At 52.9% G+C, this 21,529-nt stretch carries 22 protein-coding genes; 10 read left to right on the forward strand and 12 right to left on the reverse strand.

Annotation, left to right across the window (positions count from 1 at the left end; genetic code table 11):
- The first annotated feature begins 92 nt into the window (after positions 1–92).
- The 9 genes from J6J28_RS00950 to tldD all read left to right on the forward strand — a co-directional run bounded on the left by J6J28_RS00950 (position 93) and on the right by tldD (position 11,430).
- Complete coding sequence (locus tag J6J28_RS00950) at positions 93–596, forward strand: prepilin-type N-terminal cleavage/methylation domain-containing protein (RefSeq protein WP_301719396.1); 504 nt, start codon at positions 93–95, stop codon at positions 594–596.
- Positions 597–772: 176 nt separating this feature from the next.
- Complete coding sequence (locus tag J6J28_RS00955; RefSeq protein WP_126763616.1) at positions 773–1,816, forward strand: rod shape-determining protein; 1,044 nt, start codon at positions 773–775, stop codon at positions 1,814–1,816.
- 6 nt (positions 1,817–1,822) lie between these two features.
- Positions 1,823–2,689: a rod shape-determining protein MreC gene (gene mreC / locus J6J28_RS00960; protein WP_301719399.1), complete on the forward strand. Its 867-nt coding sequence runs from the start codon at positions 1,823–1,825 to the stop codon at positions 2,687–2,689.
- Positions 2,679–3,161: a rod shape-determining protein MreD gene (gene mreD, locus J6J28_RS00965; RefSeq protein WP_301719401.1), complete on the forward strand. Its 483-nt coding sequence runs from the start codon at positions 2,679–2,681 to the stop codon at positions 3,159–3,161. Before mreC ends, mreD begins: the two co-directional genes overlap by 11 nt.
- Positions 3,162–3,190: 29 nt before the next feature.
- Positions 3,191–3,766 (forward strand): Maf family protein, encoded by a 576-nt coding sequence (locus J6J28_RS00970; RefSeq protein ID WP_301719402.1) that lies wholly within the window; start codon positions 3,191–3,193, stop codon positions 3,764–3,766.
- Positions 3,756–5,225, forward strand: a complete 1,470-nt coding sequence (gene rng, locus J6J28_RS00975) for a ribonuclease G (protein ID WP_301719403.1) — start codon at positions 3,756–3,758, stop codon at positions 5,223–5,225. The genes J6J28_RS00970 and rng overlap by 11 nt, the downstream gene beginning before the upstream one ends.
- Before the next feature lie 5 nt (positions 5,226–5,230).
- Positions 5,231–9,211 (forward strand): YhdP family protein, encoded by a 3,981-nt coding sequence (locus tag J6J28_RS00980; protein ID WP_301719404.1) that lies wholly within the window; start codon positions 5,231–5,233, stop codon positions 9,209–9,211.
- Complete coding sequence (locus tag J6J28_RS00985; protein WP_301719405.1) at positions 9,129–10,001, forward strand: carbon-nitrogen hydrolase family protein; 873 nt, start codon at positions 9,129–9,131, stop codon at positions 9,999–10,001. Before J6J28_RS00980 ends, J6J28_RS00985 begins: the two co-directional genes overlap by 83 nt.
- Positions 9,976–11,430 (forward strand): metalloprotease TldD, encoded by a 1,455-nt coding sequence (gene tldD, locus J6J28_RS00990; protein ID WP_301719406.1) that lies wholly within the window; start codon positions 9,976–9,978, stop codon positions 11,428–11,430. Before J6J28_RS00985 ends, tldD begins: the two co-directional genes overlap by 26 nt.
- Here tldD and yjgA read toward each other — a convergent pair.
- Positions 11,427–11,939, reverse strand: a complete 513-nt coding sequence (gene yjgA, locus J6J28_RS00995; RefSeq protein ID WP_301719407.1) for a ribosome biogenesis factor YjgA — start codon at positions 11,937–11,939, stop codon at positions 11,427–11,429. The two genes, tldD and yjgA, sit on opposite strands and share 4 nt — an antisense overlap.
- Positions 11,940–11,993: 54 nt before the next feature.
- Here yjgA and pmbA point away from each other — a divergent pair, with 54 nt between their 5' ends.
- Positions 11,994–13,352, forward strand: a complete 1,359-nt coding sequence (gene pmbA / locus J6J28_RS01000; protein ID WP_301719408.1) for a metalloprotease PmbA — start codon at positions 11,994–11,996, stop codon at positions 13,350–13,352.
- Positions 13,353–13,382: 30 nt separating this feature from the next.
- Here the strand turns inward: pmbA and mgtE are convergent, their stop codons facing one another.
- The 11 genes from mgtE to J6J28_RS01055 all read right to left on the reverse strand — a co-directional run bounded on the left by mgtE (position 13,383) and on the right by J6J28_RS01055 (position 21,464).
- Positions 13,383–14,744: a magnesium transporter gene (gene mgtE / locus J6J28_RS01005; protein ID WP_301719409.1), complete on the reverse strand. Its 1,362-nt coding sequence runs from the start codon at positions 14,742–14,744 to the stop codon at positions 13,383–13,385.
- A gap of 64 nt (positions 14,745–14,808) precedes the next feature.
- Positions 14,809–15,087 (reverse strand): HPr family phosphocarrier protein, encoded by a 279-nt coding sequence (locus tag J6J28_RS01010; RefSeq protein ID WP_301719410.1) that lies wholly within the window; start codon positions 15,085–15,087, stop codon positions 14,809–14,811.
- Positions 15,084–15,935 (reverse strand): RNase adapter RapZ, encoded by an 852-nt coding sequence (rapZ, locus tag J6J28_RS01015; protein WP_301719411.1) that lies wholly within the window; start codon positions 15,933–15,935, stop codon positions 15,084–15,086. The genes J6J28_RS01010 and rapZ overlap by 4 nt, the downstream gene beginning before the upstream one ends.
- A 3-nt stretch (positions 15,936–15,938) precedes the next feature.
- The gene (gene ptsN / locus J6J28_RS01020) at positions 15,939–16,397 is read right to left on the reverse strand and encodes a PTS IIA-like nitrogen regulatory protein PtsN (RefSeq protein ID WP_301719412.1); all 459 of its coding nucleotides are present in this window, start codon (positions 16,395–16,397) and stop codon (positions 15,939–15,941) included.
- Positions 16,398–16,400: 3 nt separating this feature from the next.
- On the reverse strand, positions 16,401–16,688 hold the full coding sequence (hpf, locus tag J6J28_RS01025; RefSeq protein WP_301719413.1) for a ribosome hibernation promoting factor: 288 nt from the start codon (positions 16,686–16,688) through the stop codon (positions 16,401–16,403).
- A 26-nt stretch (positions 16,689–16,714) separates the two neighbouring features.
- A complete protein-coding gene (locus J6J28_RS01030) occupies positions 16,715–18,103 on the reverse strand; it encodes an RNA polymerase factor sigma-54 (protein ID WP_301719414.1) in 1,389 nt (462 codons plus the stop codon).
- Between the two features lie 31 nt (positions 18,104–18,134).
- Positions 18,135–18,860, reverse strand: a complete 726-nt coding sequence (lptB, locus tag J6J28_RS01035; RefSeq protein WP_301719415.1) for an LPS export ABC transporter ATP-binding protein — start codon at positions 18,858–18,860, stop codon at positions 18,135–18,137.
- Positions 18,841–19,395 (reverse strand): lipopolysaccharide transport periplasmic protein LptA, encoded by a 555-nt coding sequence (gene lptA, locus J6J28_RS01040; RefSeq protein ID WP_301719417.1) that lies wholly within the window; start codon positions 19,393–19,395, stop codon positions 18,841–18,843. The genes lptB and lptA overlap by 20 nt, the downstream gene beginning before the upstream one ends.
- Positions 19,364–19,927: an LPS export ABC transporter periplasmic protein LptC gene (lptC, locus tag J6J28_RS01045; protein WP_301719418.1), complete on the reverse strand. Its 564-nt coding sequence runs from the start codon at positions 19,925–19,927 to the stop codon at positions 19,364–19,366. Before lptC ends, lptA begins: the two co-directional genes overlap by 32 nt.
- Positions 19,924–20,484: a 3-deoxy-manno-octulosonate-8-phosphatase KdsC gene (gene kdsC, locus J6J28_RS01050; RefSeq protein ID WP_301719419.1), complete on the reverse strand. Its 561-nt coding sequence runs from the start codon at positions 20,482–20,484 to the stop codon at positions 19,924–19,926. The genes lptC and kdsC overlap by 4 nt, the downstream gene beginning before the upstream one ends.
- Positions 20,484–21,464, reverse strand: a complete 981-nt coding sequence (locus J6J28_RS01055) for a KpsF/GutQ family sugar-phosphate isomerase (RefSeq protein ID WP_301719420.1) — start codon at positions 21,462–21,464, stop codon at positions 20,484–20,486. The genes kdsC and J6J28_RS01055 overlap by 1 nt, the downstream gene beginning before the upstream one ends.
- Between the last annotated feature and the right edge of the window lie 65 nt (positions 21,465–21,529).

The following is a 21,529-nucleotide window of genomic DNA, read 5'->3' on the forward strand; positions in this document are numbered from 1 at the left end:
TTATTTTATCGTCAGTTTATCAACAATCTTTAACTTGTTAAGTCAATACTATACTCTTTTTCTAAATTGTGCATCGCAACCTGGGCATGGTCATGAACAAACTGGCAAGTGTAAAGAAATGGCAAGGCTTCTCGGTAATCGAATTAATAGTCGTTATTATTATTCTCGGCATCATGGCAGTCACCGCGGCACCGGTATTTTTGAGTGACGATAACGTCGATGAGAACCTCTTGCGAACTGAGTTGGTGAGCTTGCTGCGGCTGAGTCAGGAGCGTGCCATGCAGGATGTCAGCAACCGCTGTTACGGTCTGACCCTGAGCAACACAGCCATCACGCCCGTTGAGTGCGGCGCCAGTATTAACTCTGAGCGCATCATATCAGTGCCGGCTGGTGTCAGCGTTACCGTATCCTCAACTCTGCCAGCTGCAGCAGCGAGAATTTTATTTAACAGCTGGGGCTGCCCGGTTTCCAGTCAGCATAGCTCGACCGCGGAACCTTGCGGGCAAAGTAGCGTCGAATTTAGTATTGCAGGCGTGGATACCCGCTATGTCTGTGTGCAAAGTCATGGTTACATTCGGACCGGGGCCTGTAGTTGATTTTAAGGGAAAGAATAATGGCGCGGGAATCTGTAGTAAAACCATGCAAAAAATATGCAATAATACACCCAAACTAAGGGGAGCAAGCTTGCTCGAAAGATCTTCAGTTGCTAAAGTTAGCGCGGCTCCCCCCACCAACCAGATAAAATTAAAGACCAGTAAAGGGAATACCCCTGATGTTTAAGAAATTGCGCGGAATTTTTTCCAACGATCTGTCCATCGATTTGGGAACAGCAAACACACTTATTTACGTTAAAGACGAAGGCATTGTTCTCAATGAGCCTTCGGTTGTGGCCATCCGGCAAGAGCGCTCGGGTGGTCCCAAGAGTGTTGCTGCGGTAGGTCAGGCGGCAAAACAAATGCTGGGACGTACACCGGGTAACATTAAAGCAATCCGTCCCATGAAAGATGGTGTTATCGCCGACTTTTATGTCACGGAAAAGATGCTTCAGCACTTTATCAAGAAGGTCCATGACAGCCATTATTTTCGGCCCAGCCCACGGGTCCTGGTCTGTGTTCCTTGTGGCTCGACCCAGGTGGAACGCCGTGCGATTCGTGAATCAGCTTTAGGCGCGGGCGCCCGGGAAGTCTATTTGATTGATGAGCCGATGGCAGCGGCTATCGGTGCTGGTCTGCCGGTCTCAGAAGCCACCGGTTCGATGGTTGTAGACATTGGTGGTGGTACCACGGAAGTCGCTATTATCTCCCTCAATGGTGTGGTGTATTCATCATCGGTACGCATCGGTGGTGATAAATTTGACGAAGCTATCGTCAACTATATCCGGCGTAACTTTGGCTCGTTAATTGGCGAAGCCACTGCTGAACGTATCAAACACGAAATTGGTTCGGCCTTTCCTGGCGATGAAGTCCGCGAAATCGAAGTCCGCGGCCGTAATCTGGCAGAAGGCGTGCCACGCTCCTTTACATTGAACAGCAACGAGATCCTCGAAGCGCTGCAGGAACCTTTGATGGGTATTGTCAGTGCCGTGATGGTTGCTCTGGAACAATCGCCACCAGAACTGGCCTCAGATATCTCCGAGCGCGGCATGGTGTTGACCGGTGGTGGCGCATTATTGCGTGATCTCGATCGCTTGTTGATGGAAGAAACAGGCATCCCAGTCATTATTGCTGACGATCCGTTAACCTGTGTTGCACGTGGTGGCGGTAAAGCCCTGGAAATGATCGATATTCATGGTGGTGACCTGTTTAGCTATGAGTAACACCAAATGAAGTCGCTGTTCGAACACGGCCCTTCATTACGAACACGTTTACTGTTAGCGCTTATTGTTGCTGGCAGTTTGATGTTCCTCGACCACCGGTTGCAAACCATGCAGCCGGTGCGTTCGTTTTTGAGTACCGCAACCGCCCCCGTTCAATATTTGGCTGTTTTGCCTGAAGAAGTCCTCGATCGCCTGGTTTACCTTGCCACTACCCGTTCAGCCCTGCGCGAAGATAATCAACGCTTACGCGATGAATTACTGGAATTGCAAATGGCAGTGCAGCGATTGAATTTTCTGGAGAATGAGAACGCCCGGCTGCGCCAGTTATTAGGCTCGGAAGTGCGCGCGGCGAGCCGGCGCATGGTCGCTGAGGTGGTCGCTGTCGCCACCGACCCGTTCTCTCATCAGGTGGTCATCAATAAAGGCTACGCCAATGGTGTGTACGAGGGCCAACCGGTGCTCGATAATCGCGGTATTGTAGGGCAAGTCAACAGTGTCGGGCGCACCACCGCGCGGGTGCTGCTGATTTCTGATCAAAGCCACGCATTATCCCTGCGCGCTGAGCGTAATGATATCCGCGTGATTGCCAAAGGCGTGGGTGATCTGAATCGCCTGGACATCAGCTTTATTCCCCATAGCACCGAATTGCAGGAAGGCGATGTACTGATGTCATCAGGGCTTGGAGGAGTATTCCCCGAGGGCTATCCAGTGGCCCAGATCACTGAGATCGACCGCGATGAGCGCTTGCAGTACGCGAAGGTGACGGCGACTCCTTTCGCGCAGCTTGATCGCATTCGCACCCTGTTACTCCTGTGGCCGGCGAACGCGACCGAAACTCCGGTATTTGATAACGAGGTGACGGATGTGGATTAAGTCTGGGTTAGTCCCACTATTACTGAGCTATGTCGTCGCCCTGGTGCTGATGGTGATGCCGATCCCCTCATTTCTTGAACCATGGCGGCCTGACTGGGTCAGCCTGGTGTTGATTTACTGGTTGATAGCGATTCCGCACCGGGTCGGTTTTGGTACCGTGCTTATTGTCGGTCTGCTAACGGATATCCTGATGGGGACCACTTTCGGGATCTACGCCACAGCATTTGTATTGATGGCTTACCCAGCATTACGTCATTTTCAGCGCATACGTAACTACTCACTTACTCAGCAGTTGCTGATTGTTGGCGTCCTTATCCTGATTAAACGGGCATTGGTCTACGAATTCGAACATTTATTGAACGATGCGGCATTTAACTGGCCTTACTTTTATCCGGTGGTGTCGTCGGCGATAATATGGCCATGGGTCTTTCTAATCATGCGCCGTTACCGCCGTCGTTATCTGATCCGTTAGATTTTTAGAAGTACTAAAAGGAATTCGTCATGCAGCTCGTGCTTGCCTCAGGTTCACCACGTCGCAATGAATTATTGCAGTTATTGGATCGCCCCTTTCAGGTGGTCCGGCCGCAGGTCCCTGAACAGCAGCAAAGTGGCGAGCACGCCAGGGATTATGTGCTGCGTTTGGCGGCAGAAAAAGCTGAGGCAGGCGCGCAGCTTAGCGGCTCAGATGCCGCGGTGATAGGTGCAGATACCGTGGTTGTTTGCGACAATGAGGTACTCGAGAAGCCAACAGACGAACAGGATTTTAAACGGATGATGGCAAAGCTATCCGGACGCGCGCATCAGGCCCTAACCGGAGTGGCTTTGCACCATAATGGTGCAACTGACCGGGTGTTAGTCTCCACCACCGTCCATTTTAAAATTCTGACGGACGACGATATAAGTGCCTACTGGCAAACCGGTGAACCCCAGGATAAAGCGGGTGGCTATGGTATTCAGGGGCGAGCGGGCAAATTTGTGACGCACATTGAGGGTAGCTACCTGGCGGTTGTGGGTCTACCGTTATATGAGACTGAGCAACTAATCCAAGCAGCGGAGCGTAGCTACGATGAGCGCTGAAATTCTGATGAACGTTACCCCGACGGAAACCCGGGTGGCGTTAATTGAAAACGGTATTTTGCAGGAAATCCATATCGAGCGTCAGGCCAAACGTGGTCTGGTGGGGAATATCTATGTCGGTAAAGTCGCCCGCGTCTTACCCGGAATGCAAGCGGCTTTCGTCGATATTGGTCTGGATAAGGCTGCATTTTTGCATGCTTCTGACATTGTCTCACCACTTTCGGCGGCAGAGGGCGTGGCACCGCGGCCAGAATTAGCACCGGATATCGCTACCCTGGTGCGTCCAGGGCAGCACATTCTGGTGCAGGTTGTGAAAGATCCACTGGGTACCAAAGGTGCCCGCTTAACCACGGATATCACCATCCCTTCGCGCTACATGGTGCTGATGCCCCAATCTCCACATGTCGGTATTTCGCAACGGATCGAAGACGATAGTGAGCGCGAGCGGCTGAAAAAAGCGGCTCAACCTTATTGTGACGAAGAAAGCGGGTTTATCGTGCGCACCGCAGCAGAAGGTGCCAGCGATGAAGAGCTTAAGCACGATGCAGCATTTTTACGGCGCCTGTGGGACACCCTGCAAAAACGCCGTAAAGGAATGCGGAAAATTGGCCTGGTGTACGAAGATCTCAATCTTTCCTGTCGCATCTTACGTGATTTTGTTGGCGACGAAATTGAACGTATACGGGTGGACTCCAAAGTCACCTTTGAGCTCTTGCAGGAGTTCGTCAATCAGTTCATTCCTGAGCTCGCGGAGGCGCTTGAATACTATGCGGGCGAGCGGCCGATTTTTGACATGTTCGATGTCGAAAACGAGGTGCAGCGAGCTCTGGATCGCAAAGTAGAATTAAAGTCAGGCGGTTCGATCATTATTGATCAGACCGAAGCCATGACTACAATTGATATTAATACCGGTGGGTTCGTCGGTCATCGTAACCTTGAAGAAACGATTTTTAATACCAACACGGAAGCGACCCAGGCTATCGCCAGGCAGTTGCGTTTGCGTAACCTCGGCGGAATTATCATTATCGATTTTATCGATATGCAAAACGCTGACCACAAACGCCGTGTGCTGCACAGTCTTGAGCAGGCGCTGGGCAAAGACCGCGCGAAAACCTCGATTAATGGTTTCACCTCGTTGGGGCTGGTAGAAATGACCCGGAAGCGCACACGCGAAAGCCTGGAACATGTACTCTGTTCGGAGTGCCCGGTATGTAGCGGCCGCGGAAGCATGAAAACTGTTGAAACCGTCTGTTATGAAGTGATGCGCGAAATTGTAAGGGTCAACCGCGCCTATGCTGCAGATCACTTCGTGGTGTATGCGTCGGCAGCGGTCACGGAGGCCTTGCTGAATGAAGAATCTCACGCACTTGCTGAACTCGAAGTGTTTATCGGCAAGCAAGTTAAAGTCTCAGTCGAACCACTCTATCATCAAGAGCAGTTCGACGTCGTCATGATGTAATCGGCATGTGGCGGATTTCGGTTAAAGTAGCTTATCGGACCTTACTCTACACTCTGGCGACAGCCCTGGTGTTATTTGCTGTGGTGCTAAGCATACTGCGTTACCTGCTGCCACAGTTGCCTGATGTGACCACCAACGTTGAAGACTTTCTTAGCCGCAATTACGAGGTGCAGGTAACCATCGATGAGCTGGGCGCCGACTGGAATAGCGCCGGGCCACAACTGATCCTGCGTGATATTGCGGTCAGTGAGGTTGCTGGCCAGCAGACCAGCCTTAAGCTTAACGAAGCCCGCGTGATGTTTAATTTCTGGCACAGTTTGCGCTCCTGGTCGGTGCAGTTTGAGCAGGTGACCCTCGCCGATCTCCATGTCACTTACGATTTGCGTGACTCCTCGCTGACCAGTAATACCGGACTCGGTGATCAGTTACCGCGATTTTTTCTTAATCAGTTGGATCAGGTCACCATAGAGAATAGTACCCTCGAGCTGGTAAACCTCGTTGGTGTGCGTCGTGCCATTGTCGTTGATCGCCTGAGCTGGACCAATCAGGGACGCTCGCACCAGGGCATCGGTAGCTTTCGTATCGATGCGCTAGCGAGTAACGCCCTGGATGTGATGATCGAGGTGGAGGGGAACGACCCCGCCGACTTGAACGGCCAGATCTATGTACAAGCTTCAAACCTGGATATTGCCGCCTGGCTGCAGCAGCAAGTGGTAGATTCAAAAGTGCTGCAAGCTGAGTTCAACTTCACCATGTGGCTGAATTTCGCTGCCAGTGATTTCTCTAACGGGATCTTGCAGCTGGGTCGCAACGAGTTGCACTGGCAGGTCGCCGAGCGCAAACATCAGTTGGTTATCCCGAAAGGCCTACTGCGTCTGCGGCCACAGGATAACGGTTGGCTGGTGAATAATAATCCTATCACTTTCGTGCAAGACAAAACCACCTGGACCCTACCTACGGTGAGTTGGCTGCAGACTCCTGACAGGTTTGCCTTGAGTGCCGAAGACGTGCCCGTGGCCCCGCTTGTGCAATTGACCAGTTTAGCTGGCAGCAAGGGCCAGCGCTTTGCCGATGCGGTCCAGAAAAGTGAGTTACAAGGACGGCTTAACTTGAGTCTGGAACAGCAGCTGCAACAGCCTCTGCACTGGCATTTGCGCGCGCATCAGGTGAGCTGGAAACAGACCCAGGGCGCTCCGGGCCTGAATCAAGTCGCTCTGGAAGCCATTGGCCGCGGCTCCGATGCCCGCTGGCTGCTGACTGGTGCTGATGTGGCGCTGCATAGTGACGCGCTAAGTGACACGAGACCCTGGCAGTTACAGGATTTGCATCTGGGGGGGGATTTTCGCTGGCAGCAAGGTCAATGGGACTTGTCCGTCGCAGAGGGCAGTCACGCCGATCTGGTCGGGCTACCACTGGCCGTGCGCGCCCAAATCCGGCAACGTGAGCAGCTTGAGATTGAAGCCAGGGTGCACGACACCGGCGAGAACTTGATTCCGGCAGCGACGTTACGGGATTACCTACCGACGGTGATGGGTGCCAAACTCCACGATTATCTGCAGACCGCACTTATCGAAGGCAGCGCCGAAGATTTAGCGATGGTCTGGCGCGGCACGCTGACAGACTTCCCTTACCAGCAGCCGAGCGGTCGGTTTCAGGCTCAGGCGAACATTCGCGATCTGGTCTATCGCTTCCAACCCAACTGGCCTGCGGTTACCGATGCCAAAGCGCGGGTGAATTTCACCAACCAGCGCATGCACATTGTGACGACGGACGGCAAGCTCGGGGAAATGCGTCTGGCTCGGGTAGACACGTTAATTCCAGACGTTCTTGCACGGCCCCCCAGCCTTGAGATAAGTGGTGATATCGGGGGTGATGGCGCAGGCTTGCAACCCGTTTTTGCGGCAAGTCCGATGGCGTCGAGCCTTGGCGAAACGTTTAGCGAACTTCAGTTGAGCGGACCCATAACAGGTGAATTGCAGTTAACCATTCCACTTGATGACTCTAAGTCCGTCGTTGCGGAGGGGGTTGCAACGCTCGCTGACAACCAACTTTTTGTCCGCAGTCTGCAGCAGCAATTTACCGGAGTCAGTGGCGATATCGCGTTTCGTAACGACGTGATTGAGGCCGAGCAACTGCAGTTTCTGTGGCAACAGTTGCCTGTTACCGCAGATCTGAATGCGCAAGCGCGTGCGGATGACTATCACGTGCGCTTGAAGACCTCAGGAAACTGGTCAATGGCGGCGCTGAATGAGCGTAACCCGGCTACCGCAGCGATTGCCGCAGGTGAGCTGATATGGCAGGGGCAACTGGCACTCTCGTTACCGAACACGGGTGGCTACTCATTCCACTGGACGCAACAATCGGACTTGCGTGAGCTGGCTCTGGATCTACCGCAGCCACTTCACACCACCGTGGGCGAATCGCTGCCATGGCAATTGCAGGTTTCCGGCGGACCGGAGAGTCTGTTAATCAATAGTAGCTTAGGCGACGCCAGCCTGATTGAGTTGCAGTACAACGGGGATGCGAGTGAATTGCAGCAGGGCTACGCCCGCATAGGTGATCGCGTAAACGAGACGCCGAATCCAGACTTGCTTGGCTTAAATCCGCGCTTTCCGCTTGAGATCGGCCTGACCGAGATGGATGCCAGTTTATGGCTGCGCAAAGTTGTGGGTATCGGACAATGGCTGGAGATCAGCATGGCCGGTGACAGCGGTGCAGTTGCTGATGAATCTGATTCGGCCATCGCTGCACCTGTTCCTGATTTGATAGAACTTCGTGCAGATCGGCTGACGCTCGCGGGTCATGAACTGACTGATAATGCGATCGTCGCCTGGCGGCAGCAGGATCCGAACGAAACTTCGGTGGTGGATACCTGGCGCTTCCGCTGGCGCGCAGAGCAAGCAGCGCTAGCCGGTGGATATTGGCCAGAGTCTGAAGATCAAGCTGCGCAACTGCAGATTGAAGCCGACTACCTTGAACTTGATGTCGTTCCTCCAGCCGCCGATGAACAAGTGGTCACGGAAGTGCAGGAGGCGCAGGACTACAGCTTATGGCCGAAGATTGAGTTTGATTGTAAACGTTGCCGTTATGGTGCGTACCAGCTCGGTGAAGTAGCATTTGAACTCAGTCCCAGCGCAGCTGAACTCAGCTTTGAGAATATCTCTATCAAGCAGGGCCAGCATCAGTTGCAAGCGGGTCTCGATTGGCTGGTAGCCACCGATCAGCGCGCCGCGCAAACCCGTCTGCAAGGAAGTTTTTCGAGCTCCGATCTGGGCGCTTTTCTGGATGATTACGAGATCACTTCAATCATACAGGACAGTCCCGCTGACTTTGACTTCCAACTCAGTTGGCAGGGCAGTCCGGATGAGTTTGATGTGCAGAGTTTAGACGGCGAGATGGACTGGCGACTGGGCAAAGGCTATTTAAATGATGTCAGCGATGGCGGCGCACGGCTGTTTTCCTTGTTAAGTCTGGATAGTATTGTGCGAAAATTACGTTTCGATTTTCGTGATATCTTTGCCAATGGGCTGTTTTTTACGGAATTTGCCGGAAGCTTCACCATTGACGACGGCGTCGTCACCACCCGTAATGCTAAAATGGATGGCTCTGCCGGCGATATGGAGATCAGTGGCACCAGTAATTTGGTAACAGAAGCCATCGACTATCAGTTATTTTATGTGCCTAAGGTCACCTCAAGTTTACCCGTTATTTTGGCCTGGATGGTGAATCCACCGTCTGGCTTAGCCGCCTTATTAATCGATCAGATGCTGCAGGATGCGCAGGTGATTAGCCGACTTGAATATAAAATTACCGGCACCATTGACGAACCGGTGGTGAAAGAAGTATCCCGTGACAGTCGCGAAGTCACCATTCCCGTAGATGAACTACCGCAGGAGGAAGGCAATGACAGCAACCAAAATAGTGCAGCTGACAGCAGTACAAATGACCAGTCAGCCGGATCCTCAGGACAACCTCAAAATCATTGAGCAGGTGCTGACGCAACTCCCCCCCGCGCGTCCGCAACTCGTAGTTCTGCCGGAGGCTTGCTTGTGCTTTGGCGCTGGTGACAAACGTCAGCGGGAGCGGGCGGAAGTTTTTGGTAGCGGGGAGTTGCAAGAACGGCTGGCAAAACTGGCCCGGCAACACAGCATTTATTTGTTGGCGGGAACCGTCCCTATTATCGATGGTCAGAGCGATGACAAGTTTAGCGCCGCTTCGTTGCTCTATGGCCCGGACGGTGGCTGCCTGGCGCGTTACAACAAAATCCATTTATTTGATGTCGATGTTGCCGATTCAACCAAAGAGTATCGCGAATCCGCCTGGACTCATCCGGGCCAGGAGATCGTGACCGTCGCCACTGAATTCGGCGTGTTGGGTTTAGCGGTATGTTATGATGTGCGCTTTCCGGAATTGTTTCGTGCGTTGCGCGCGGCTGGTGCCGAGGTGATTGCCTTACCATCAGCTTTCACAAAAGTGACCGGCGCGGCGCATTGGGAAGTGTTAACCCGAGCCCGAGCCATCGAACAACAGTGCGCATTGGTCGCAGGCGCTCAGGTCGGCACTCATGCCAACGGTCGCGAAACCTATGGACACGCTCTGGTGATTGATGGCTGGGGCAAAGTTTTAAGCGCTTGTGACGGACAACAAAGCCCGTGCCTAAGCAGCGCCAGCGTTGACCTGAGTCAGCTCGGCGACATTCGTAAAAATATTCCTGTGGCAAAACACTTTGCCAGTAGTAAGAAGGTAATCCATGAGTCATCACAATCAGGTCATTGAACATTTACTGACAGCGAACGATCTCGACGTTGCTGCGCTGCAGCAACGCTTAGGGAGTCTCTACACAGGCTCGATTGACTACGCAGATATCTATTTACAGCACAGCACTAACGAGTCCTGGGTGCTGGAAGACGGCATCGTTAAGTCGGGCAGCTTTCATATTGAAAGCGGGCTAGGCGTGCGCGCCTTACACGAAGAGAAAACCGGCTTTGCTTATGCGGATGAAATCACCGCTGCCGCACTCACGCAAGCTGCCAGCGCGGCACGGGGAATTGCCACTGCCGGGCAAGCCAAAACTGTGCAGGTTCCTGCGGCCGTCACGGCCACAGCGCGTTATCAGCCGAGCAATCCATTGGCAAGCTTAAACGAAGCAGCCAAGATCGACCTGCTGCGCGAAATTGACGCTTACGCGCGCGCTCTGGATAAGCGCGTGGTTGAGGTCATCGCCAGTGTCAGCGGTAGCTATGATGAGGTTTTAGTAATCGCAACCGACGGCACCTTAGCCACTGACGTACGCCCTTTGGTACGCGTCAATTGTACCGTACTGGCAGAGCAAGATGGCCGGCGCGAGCGCGGCAGTGCAGGCGGCGGTGCCCGAGTGGATTATCAGTACTTTTTCAATGCCGAGGACCAGGAAACCTTGCCGCGCTGGCAGAGTTATGCCAAAGAGGCTGTACGTCAGGCCATCGTCAATCTTGACGCGCGTCCGGCTCCAGCTGGCACCATGCCAGTGGTGCTTGGTGCAGGTTGGCCCGGGGTGCTATTGCATGAAGCGGTCGGCCACGGCTTAGAGGGCGACTTCAACCGCAAGGGGGCTTCAGCTTACTCTGGCAAAATCGGTGAAAGCGTTGCGTCCGAACTTTGCACCATTGTTGATGACGGTACCCTGGCCAATCGCCGCGGCTCGTTAAGTATTGACGATGAAGGCACTCCTGGTGGCTACAACGTTCTCATCGAAAAAGGCCGTCTGGTGGGCTACATGCAGGACAAAATGAATGCCCGGCTAATGGGTGTTGCAGCAACCGGTAATGGTCGCCGAGAGTCCTATGCTCATTTGCCTATGCCACGCATGACCAACACTTACATGCTTGGCGGCGAAGCAAATCCTGCGGATATTATTGCCAGCGTCAAACGTGGCATTTATGCACCGCAGTTTGCCGGCGGACAAGTGGATATTACTTCCGGCAAATTCGTGTTTTCAGCTTCGGAAGCGTACTTGATTGAAGACGGTAAAATTACCGCGCCGCTGAAAGGGGCGACTTTAATTGGTAATGGCCCTGATGCCATGCGCCAGGTCTCCATGGTCGGTAACGACCTGACACTGGATACCGGCGTGGGCGTTTGTGGCAAGGATGGGCAAAGCTTACCCGTAGGGGTAGGGCAGCCCACACTGAAGCTGGACGCCCTTACCGTAGGTGGCACCGATTAAGCGGTGGCCACCTCGCGCAAATACTTAAACAGCTCGCGCGCCGCCGCTGGCGGTTTGCCCTGTTGCTGTTGTTTTTGCGCTTGCCGGTAAAGCTGGCGTAGCTTTTGCCGGTCAGCAAGAGGGTAGTCGGTCAGGAATTCCTGAATCGCGCTATCCCCATCAGCAAGTATCTCATCACGGTACTTTTCCAGCTGATGAAATAATGCATTTTGCTCGTGATGCGCATGTTCGAGTTCGTCAAGCGCCTGCTCAATCGGCGCCGTATCGCGATGGCGCATCATTTTACCAATGTGTTGCAGTTGTCGACGGAAGCCTTCGCGTTTATTACGAATGCGCTGAGCCAGCTGAATTGCATCAAGTAATTCCGCGTCGAGTGGCATTTTATCGAGCTTGCCGGCGGACAGGTCGACAAGCTGCCGACCGAGTTCTTGCTGCGCTTCTGCTTCACGTTTGAGTTGTGATTTACTGACGAAATCGTCGTCTTGGTCGTAGTCTTTGCTATCGTGCATGGTTTTTCCTCTGTGCAATGGCAGCATTTTAACAGGCTAGTGAGCAAGCAACCAATGGAGTTTACTTTGAAACCAGATCTAAATGAATTACAGGCCGAGCTTGTTGATGTGAAACAAGCGGTCGCCGAAGCCCTGGATTATGGCAAAAGCCTGGGTTCCACTGCGATGGAGTGCGCGCTAACGCGCAGCCGCGGAATTAGCGTAGAGACCCGTTTGGGCGAAGTTGAGACCGTGGAGTTCAACCAGGACGGAGCCTTGGGTATTACCTTGTATCAGGGCCAGCAAAAAGGTTCTGCCTCGACCACTGATTTGTCGCCGCAGGCGATTCGCGCCAGTGTTGAAAAAGCTTTCGATATTGCCCGCTTTACCTCACCCGATCCAGATGCGGGTCTGGCCCCGCAGGAACTGATGGCTTATGACGCTCCGGATCTTGATCTGTGTCATCCGGGCGATCAGTCGGCGGATTATGCGCTTGAGCAAGCATTGCAATGCGAGCGGCACGCGCTCGCTCTGGATAAGCGTATCGTTAACTCTGACGGTGCCAGTTACAGCAGCCACATTGGCTATCGGGTGTACGGTAACAGTCATGGCTTTCTGGATGGGTACCTGCAATCACGGCACGCGATTAGCTGTGCGCTGATCGCCAAGCATGGTGACGCCATGCAACGCGACTATGCTTACACTGTGGCACGTAAAACTTCTGATCTGCAGTCTCCGGAGCAGGTCGCCGAAGATGCCGTCCATGAAACTGTGGCGCGTCTGGAAGCCCGCAAGATTGATACGGCCAAAGTGCCGGTGATTTTCCGTGCGGATATTGCCAATAGTTTATTCGGTCACTTTGTCGGTGCGATTAGCGGCGGTAATCTTTACCGTAAGTCCAGTTTTTTGCTCGATCAGCTGGGTAAACCTGTGTTGCCGGAATGGCTGACCATCGAGGAAAAGCCTCACCTGCAAGGTGCACTGGCGAGTTCGCCATTTGATCATGAGGGCGTGGCGACCCAAGACCGCGTGATCGTTGAAAATGGGGTACTGCAGAGCTACTTATTAACCAGCTACGCAGCCCGCAAAATGAAAATGACGCCTACCGGGCACGCAGGTGGCATTCACACCTGGCAGCTGACCCAGCAGGATCAGAGCCTGGCAGAGCTTTGCAAAACCATGGGCACAGGGCTGTTGGTGACGGAGTTGATGGGGCAGGGCGTAAACCTGGTGAACGGCGATTACTCGCGCGGCGCGGCAGGTTTCTGGGTTGAAAACGGCGAAATTCAGTATCCGGTCGAAGAAATCACCATCGCGGGTAATCTGCGCGATATGCTGCGTAACATTGTGGCCATTGGCAATGACACCGACCGGCGTCACGGCGTACGGACCGGGTCGGTGCTGTTAGAAAGCATGCGCGTCGCGGGTAACTAAGCGCCCGCACTGTCTTCAACTAAACTTTCGTTAACTAAGTAACAGAGTTGCAGTGCCAAGGAAGGCAAAAATACCCACAACATCGGTCACGGTGGTCAGTATGACCCCGCCGGCCAGGGCTGGGTCGATATTGTATTTTTTCAATATCAGCGGTACCGTGACCCCCGCCAGGCCTGCGGCCAGCAGGTTCGCCATCATCGCGAAGGCGATAATGCCACCTATGACCAGATCCTGCTTCCAGATGGCAACCACTGCTGCAATCAAGAGCGCCCAGATCACACCGTTTAACGCACCAATTGCGAGTTCTTTACCGATCAACCAGCGTTGGTTACTGGCGCCGACATGGCCAAGGGCCATACCGCGTATCACCAGGGTCAGAGTCTGCGACCCGGCAATACCGCCCATACTTGGAACTATGGTGTTTAAAATCGCCAGTATGGCCATTTGCGCAAGAATATCTTCAAACATTGAACTGACTGCTGCCGCCAGCAGCGCAGTAATTAAGTTGACACCTAACCAGACCGAGCGCCGGCGAGTACTTTTCAGGACCGGTGCGAAGGTATCCTCATCATCATCAAGACCCGCCATACTCAGCATCGAGTGCTGTGCATCTTCACGGATAATATCGACCACGTCATCGATGGTAATACGGCCGAGCAGGTGGTTTTCGGTATCAACGACGGGGGCGGATATCCAGTCCTGGCGCTCAAACAGCTTGGCGACCTCGGTTTCATCCATATCGACCGCAATCCCCTGCACGTCAGATTCCATCACGTCACTCACCAGCTTGGCTGGGTCGACCGTGACCAGACGGGAAATGGAGATCTCTCCAATGAACTGGTCATCGCGACTGACGACATACAGCTTGTCCGTTGCCTCGGGCAACTCACCCTTTAATCTCAGGTAGCGTAAAACGACGTCGATAGTGACGTCAGGGCGCAGCGTGATGGTATCCGTGTTCATCATTGAACCGGCAGTTTCGTCCTCGTAAGAGAGCGCTTTTTCTGCGCGATGCCGGTCTTGTTCGTCCATCGACTTCAGAACTTCCTGATAAACCTGCTCGGGCAGGCCACGAAGTACATAGGCCAGGTCATCCGTATCCATGCCTTCGGTAGCGGCGGCCAGTTTTTCCGGCGCCATCTGGCGAATAACGGATTTTTGAACTTCTTCAGAGAGTTCTTCGAGGATATCACCGTGCTCGTCGGCATCGACCAGCTGCCAGATGATGGCACGGGCTTTTGGCGGTGAGGATTCGAGCAGGAGCGCGACATCCCAGGCCGGCAGGTTATGCAATTGCCGACGGGCTTGCACGTACATGCCACGCGCAAGTGCTTCGGTCACGTCTTGTAGCCGTTGTTCGGCAAATTCTTTTTCAGCGACTTCTGGAAGCATGATGAAAACTCCTATGAATATGAGGAGTTTATCGCATTAAAGGAATTTCGTCATGCCTTCTTCGCTAGCTGTCTTCTTCAAAACGGGCTTCGATGAGACTGGCGACCGCGTCAACGGCAGTCTGAGCTTCACTGCCACGGGCGATGACCTCGATCTCTTTGCCTTGACCGCTGGCAAGCAGTAGCAGGCACAAAACGCTGGAGGCATCGACCTCTTTACCGTCTTGCACAATGGCGACTTTCGCGTCGAACTGTTGTGTGAGTTTGGCTAGTTTGGTGGCAGCACGGGCGTGCAGGCCTAACTTGTTTTTGATGATGACAGATTTACGGGCTTCAGTGGTCATTGGCGGCGGAATCCTTCACGATGGCGAACCTGAACTTTGAATTCATGGTCGGCAAAGCGTTCTGCCAGCTGTTCAGCGATATACACGGAACGGTGCTGACCGCCAGTGCAGCCAATACCAATGGTCAGGTAGCTGCGGTTACTCCGCTGGAAATAAGGTAACCAGGTAGCTAGAAAGGTTTCCACCTGATGCACAAACTTGGTCACCAGAGGCTGTTGGGCAAAGAAATGCTGTACCGCTGGGTCGTTGCCCGTCAGCGGTTTTAATTCTGGCTCCCAATGCGGATTAGGCAGAATACGGGTGTCAAATGCATAGTCCAGATCCGGCGGTAAACCATATTTAAAACCAAAGGACTGGAAGACCACAATGAGTCGTGATGCTGCGCGACCGAGTACGCGCTCGCTGACCTGCTCACTCAGCTGATGAACACTGAGGTCGCTGCTTTCGATACGCCAGGTGGCACGCTCAGCGAGCGGTTCGAGTAACTTTGATTCGGTCTGAAGCGCCTCACTTAAGGGCATTTCATTGCGCGACAGGGGGTGCAACCGGCGTGTTTCACCGAATCGACGCAGTAACACCTGGTCATTGGAGTCGAGGTACAGAATTTCTGGCTTGATGTTGTCAGGAAGAAAATCGAGAGCATCACTCAGGTCGTCATGTGAGCCGGGTAAGTTTCTGACGTCGACACTGACCGCGACGTTCGCATATTGCTCCTGGATAGCATGCACCAGGGTGGGCAATAGCATAATAGGTAAGTTATCGACACAGTAGTAGCCGAGATCTTCTAAAACCCTTAACGCAATGGTCTTCCCTGATCCCGAACGGCCGGTAACGATAATCAGCTGCATAACTTAGCCACTACCGTTGTCGGTAAATAAATCGAACAATTCCTTATCGCTGCTCGCCTCACGCAGTGCGCGGGTGCAGGACTTGTCGTTCAGACGCTGCGCCACAGCCGCAAGAGTCTGTAAATGTTGCTCATGCTCTTCTTCAGGAACCAGCAATGCAAAAACGATATCAACGGGCTGGTTGTCAATGGCGTCGAAATCGATTCCATCAGCAAGGGTCATCAATACCGCGACGGGTTTGTTGGCCGTGCCTAAACGCCCATGGGGAATGGCGACGCCTAGCCCGATACCGGTGCTACCAAGGCGTTCGCGATTGAGCAAGCTCTCGAAAACATCAAAACTTGTGGTTCCGGATAAACGCGGCGCGGCCAGCTGACCGATGAGTTCGAGAACTTTCTTTTTACTTGTGCCCGCGACTGCACAACGGGTGCAGTCCGGGCTTAACAGTGAGGATAAATCCATGATTTAGTGACGTTTCATCTTTTCTTTGTGTTTAATCACTTGACGGTCGAGCTTATTAATTAAGCCATCGATCGCCGCGTACATATCTTCATGTTCTGAATCGGCGTAAATTTCGCCACCACTGACATGCAGCGTAGCTTCCGCTTTTTGGGTTAACTTTTCAACATTTAAAATCACATGGACATTACTAATGTGGTCAAAATGACGCTCTAGCTTCGCAAACTTGGTATTGACGTAATCTCTCAACGCGTCAGTAATCTCAATATGATGACCAGTCAGATTAATTTGCATAACATCTTCCTTCTATTGTCCAAGATTTAAATAAGACGCTTGCGCTGGTTCGAGGGCGGTATTTGGAGCGCCTCCCGATATTTGGCAATCGTCCTTCTAGCAACCTGAATCCCTTGGTCCGACATCAGCTCAGTCAGTTTACTGTCGCTTAGCGGCTTCTTCGGGTTTTCGGCGGCGACTAGCTTTTTCAGCAACGCCCGGATAGCGGTTGAAGAACAGTCCTCACCACCATCAGTGCTGAGTTGGCTCGAGAAAAAGTACTTCAATTCAAACACACCGCGAGGCGTATGCATATACTTTTGGGAAGTTACTCTGGATACGGTGGATTCATGCATTTCGATGGCAGCGGCGATGTCCGCGAGCACCATAGGTTTCATCGCCTCTTCACCAAGCTCAAAAAAGGCCTGTTGGCGTTGCACAATCGAAGTCGCGACTTTTAACAGGGTTTCATTGCGGCTTTCGATACTGCGAATAAACCATTTTGCTTCCTGTAAGTGCTGGCGAATGTAGCTCATATCGTCGCTTTGTTTGGCATCCTGTATTAGTGCTGCGTAACTGCTATTTACTTTTAGTTTAGGCAAACTTTGCGGATTTAGCTCAACTATCCAGCGACTATTTTTTTTGTGCACGACCACATCGGGTATCACGTACGCATCATCGTTTTGCTCAAAGCGGTCGCCGGGATGGGGTTGCAGCTGCTGAACAATAGCAAGCACCTCAGTTAACTGAGTTTCGTTCAATTTCAGATATTTGCACAGCGATCGGTAATCCCGCTGTCCTAGCAATTCCACGTAGTTAGCAACAGCTTTGCGTGCCTGGCTTAAATACGGCATCTGTTCTGGAAATTGTTGCAGTTGCAGCAACAGGCATTCACTGACATCACGGGCGCCAACGCCAACCGGATCAAATTGCTGAATGCGTTTGAGCACCACGGCGACTTCGTCGTCTTCAACAGGTTCTTGCAACTGGGAGTTGAGCCCTTGGGTCAGCTCGTCGACGGATTGGGTCAGATATCCTGCTGCGTTGATGGCGTCGATAATAGCCAGGCCGATCTGTTCATCTACGGGAGAGAAGTGAGAGAGTTGTAACTGCCAGCGCAGGTGGTCATGCAGGGTTTCCTTACCACAGCCAAACACCATGGCGTCATAGTCCGCATCGTTTTGGCCGACTGCGCCCATCAATTCCGCGGTATAATTCTGGTCCCACTCGTGATTGTCATCGCTGAGGGCTTCTTCATCGTGGTCGCGCAGCGGCTCCTCGATCTCATCCTGCTCCAGCAAAGGGTTTTCTTCGAGGGCCTGCTGAACTTCTTGCTGCAATTCGAAGCTGGAAAGCTGAAGCAAGCGGATAGCCTGCTGCAACTGAGGAGTCATCGACAGTTGCTGGCTAAATTTAAGTTGCAAGCCTTGCTTCATAGGGTAACCACCGAAAGTTGCGGTTGATCGTCTACAGCGTAAATTGATCGCCTAGGTAAACGTCTTTTACCTGTTGGTTACTTAAAATAGTATGGGCGTCACCTTCGGCAATCAACTCCCCATGGCTAACTATATACGCATGCTCACATACGGATAAGGTTTCACGGACGTTATGGTCAGTGATCAGCACGCCGATGCCGCGTTTACGCAAATGCTCAATAATCTTTTTAATGTCGATAACTGAAATAGGATCAACACCGGCAAAAGGCTCATCGAGCAAAATAAAAGCGGGTTCGGCCGCTAAGGCCCGGGCAATTTCAACCCGGCGGCGTTCGCCTCCAGAGAGGCTCATGCCAAGACTGTTCGCAATGTGGCCAACATGGAACTCTTCCAGTAACGCATCGACTTTTTCTTCGCGCGCATTAGCATCCAGCTCTTTGCGGGTTTCCAGAATCGCCATGATATTGTCGCGCACGGTCAGCTTACGAAAGATCGACGACTCCTGTGGCAGGTAGCCAATACCTTTGCGCGCCCGCTCATGCATCGGCAGCAGGGAGATATCCTGATCATCGAGCAGGATACGTCCTTTGTCATGACCCACGAGTCCGACAATCATATAAAAGGTCGTGGTTTTGCCGGCGCCGTTGGGGCCAAGTAGTCCAATGACCTTACCCGATTCAACGGTCAGGCTGACGTCTTTAACGACCTCACGTTTCTTGTAGGATTTAGCGAGGTGCTCAGCGATTAATTGGCTCATTATCGTTCTTATTTTTAGGCTTGAAAATGGTAGTGACTCGGTCACTTTCGTCGTCGCCACGGCGAGCGCGGAGCTGCTGATTTGCGAAGTCGTAAACGATCTCGTTACCTTGAATCTCGCTGTTCGCCTGGGTGACTTTGACATTACCAAGCAAAGTCAGCGTCTCAGCGTTCTCGTCGTAGCGAATGATTTCCGCCTCAGCACGAATCAAGTTACCGTCCTCCAGCTCCTGCTGGTAGGTCGCGGGTGCGCCTTCGGCGGTAAAGGTACGCACGCCGTTTTCACCCTGTTGTGAAACCTCAAGATGGTCGGCGGTAATACGCAAGGTTCCCTGGGTGATCACTGCATTGTCTTCGAATACGGCAATTTTGTTTTGAATGTCGAACCATTCGCGTTCGGAGTCAACCTTGATGTCTTGTTCAAAGTCCGCTTTTCCCTGAGCTGCAACCGTCGGGCTGAAAAGGGCCGCAGCGAGCAGCACCAGGGCGGCACTGAAAAACTGTTTAGCGATTGCGACTGTAGGTAGTTTGTACATGCTCATTCAATTCCAAGGTCTCGGCGCGGAGGTCAGCAATCATGCCGTTGCCGCGCACTATAAAATTTTTACCAAAAATCGTCACAGGCTGGTCGGTGATCATGGTCTCAGCCAAGGTGTCGATAGTTAAATAACTCGTCTCAACTCGTTCCAGATAATCGTCTGCGGCGAGGTGCGTCACCACGATGTTCCGTTCCAGCACCAGGGTTTTATCATCATAAAAAGAGCCCTGTTCAGCCACCACTTGCCAGGTTTCCTGCTGGCCATCGGGGCGAACCTGATACACTGGGTTATCTAGCTCCGTCAATCCAATTGGACTGTAATGCGTCATTTTGGTTGCATTAATCCGATGCTCAAGCTGTCCACTGCTATTGTACACTCGAGTGGCCAGCCCTTCAGCAATAAAGTCCGGTGGAATTTCCCGAAACTGAGGGTCAGTTGCAATAATCTCGTCGCTGGAGAATGGCCGCCAAATCAACAAGGCGCCCAAGAAAAACAAAATGGCCAGAATCCAGCTCAGCTGACGGTTCATACACTGACCCCACCGTGCAACTGCAAGCGTCCCTGACTGAGCAGGATGAGATCGCTCAACTCACGGACGGCGCCAAACCCGCCGCGCATGCTGGTGACATAATCCGCCTGCTGCTGCACCCAGGGGTGAGCATCCTGCGGCGCAACCCCGACCCCGGCACGCTGCAGCATCACCACATCGGGGATATCATCGCCAATGCTGGCAATGTGCTGATCTTCGAGCTGGTAACGCTCGGCCAATTCAGAATAGACCTTGAGCTTTTCGGTGGTACCTTGATAGATATCTGTAACGCCGAGCGCCTGCATCCGCTGATCCACAATTTTTGATTGCCGGCCCGTCACCACAGCAACGCGGATACCACTGTTGAGCAGTGCTTTTACGCCGAGGCCGTCGCGGGTGTGAAAAGCTTTCAGCTCTTCACCGTTGTTCCCCAGATAAATCCGGCCGTCAGAAAATACACCATCGATGTCACAGACGACCAGTTGAATCGCGCTGAGACGGTTAAACAGAGATTCACTGATATCTCCATACCAGGTGCTGATGGTGGTCAAATTCATCACATAACTCCCGCTTTCAGTAAGTCGTGCATGTTCAGAGCCCCGAGCGGCTGGCCGTTAGAATCAACCGCGAATAAACCGTTAATCTTGCGGTCTTCCATGAGTTTCAGGCCTTCTGCGGCAAGCACATCCGCGCGGATCGTTATTGGCTTTGCTGTCATGACGTCAGCAATACGAGCCTGATGGACATCGACTTTTTGGTCAAGGATGCGACGCAGGTCGCCGTCCGTAAAGACCCCAATCAATTTGCCTTGGGTGTCAGTCACTCCAGTCATCCCCAGACCTTTGCGGGACATCTCCAGTAACGCATCACTTAAGGATGCGGACTCTGCGACCAACGGCATACGTTCTGCGCTGTGCATGACATCGTGAATATGCAGCAGCAGGCGTCGGCCGAGACTGCCGCCTGGGTGTGACATGGCGAAGTCATCAGCGGTGAAGCCACGGGCATGCAATAAGGCTACCGCTAGTGCATCACCCATCGCCAGGGTCGCGGTGGTTGACGAGGTCGGCGCCAGACCTAGCGGGCAGGCCTCTTGTTTAACAGCAATACAGACGTGGACATCGGCCAACTCGGCAAGCGTCGAGTGCGGGTTTCCGGTCATACTGATCAAGTGTGCTCCGCGACGTTTAATTAGCGGCGCTATACTCAACACTTCAGCGGTTTCACCTGAGTTCGACAGGGCCAGCACCACATCCGCTGCAGTGATCATCCCTAAGTCGCCGTGACTGGCTTCGCCCGGATGAACAAAGAACGCCGGCGTACCGGTGGAGGCAAAGGTCGCGGCAATCTTGCCGCCGATGTGACCAGACTTGCCCATACCAATCACGATTACTCTGCCCTTGCAGGCGAGTAAGTACTCACATGCCTGAGTGAAATTTGCGTCAAGAAAACGCTTCAGGTCACTGACCGATTGCGCTTCAATATCCAGCACGCTGGCGGCTAAAGAGATAAAAGAGTCGGTTTTGGCAGCAGTCATAGCAAACCTTTCATTGCCGAAAAAATGAGGAATGTTGCAATCATAACCGATCGATTCTGTAAATG

This window comes from Pseudidiomarina terrestris, from assembly GCF_030466375.1.
Taxonomy (GTDB): Bacteria; Pseudomonadota; Gammaproteobacteria; order Enterobacterales; family Alteromonadaceae; genus Pseudidiomarina; species Pseudidiomarina terrestris.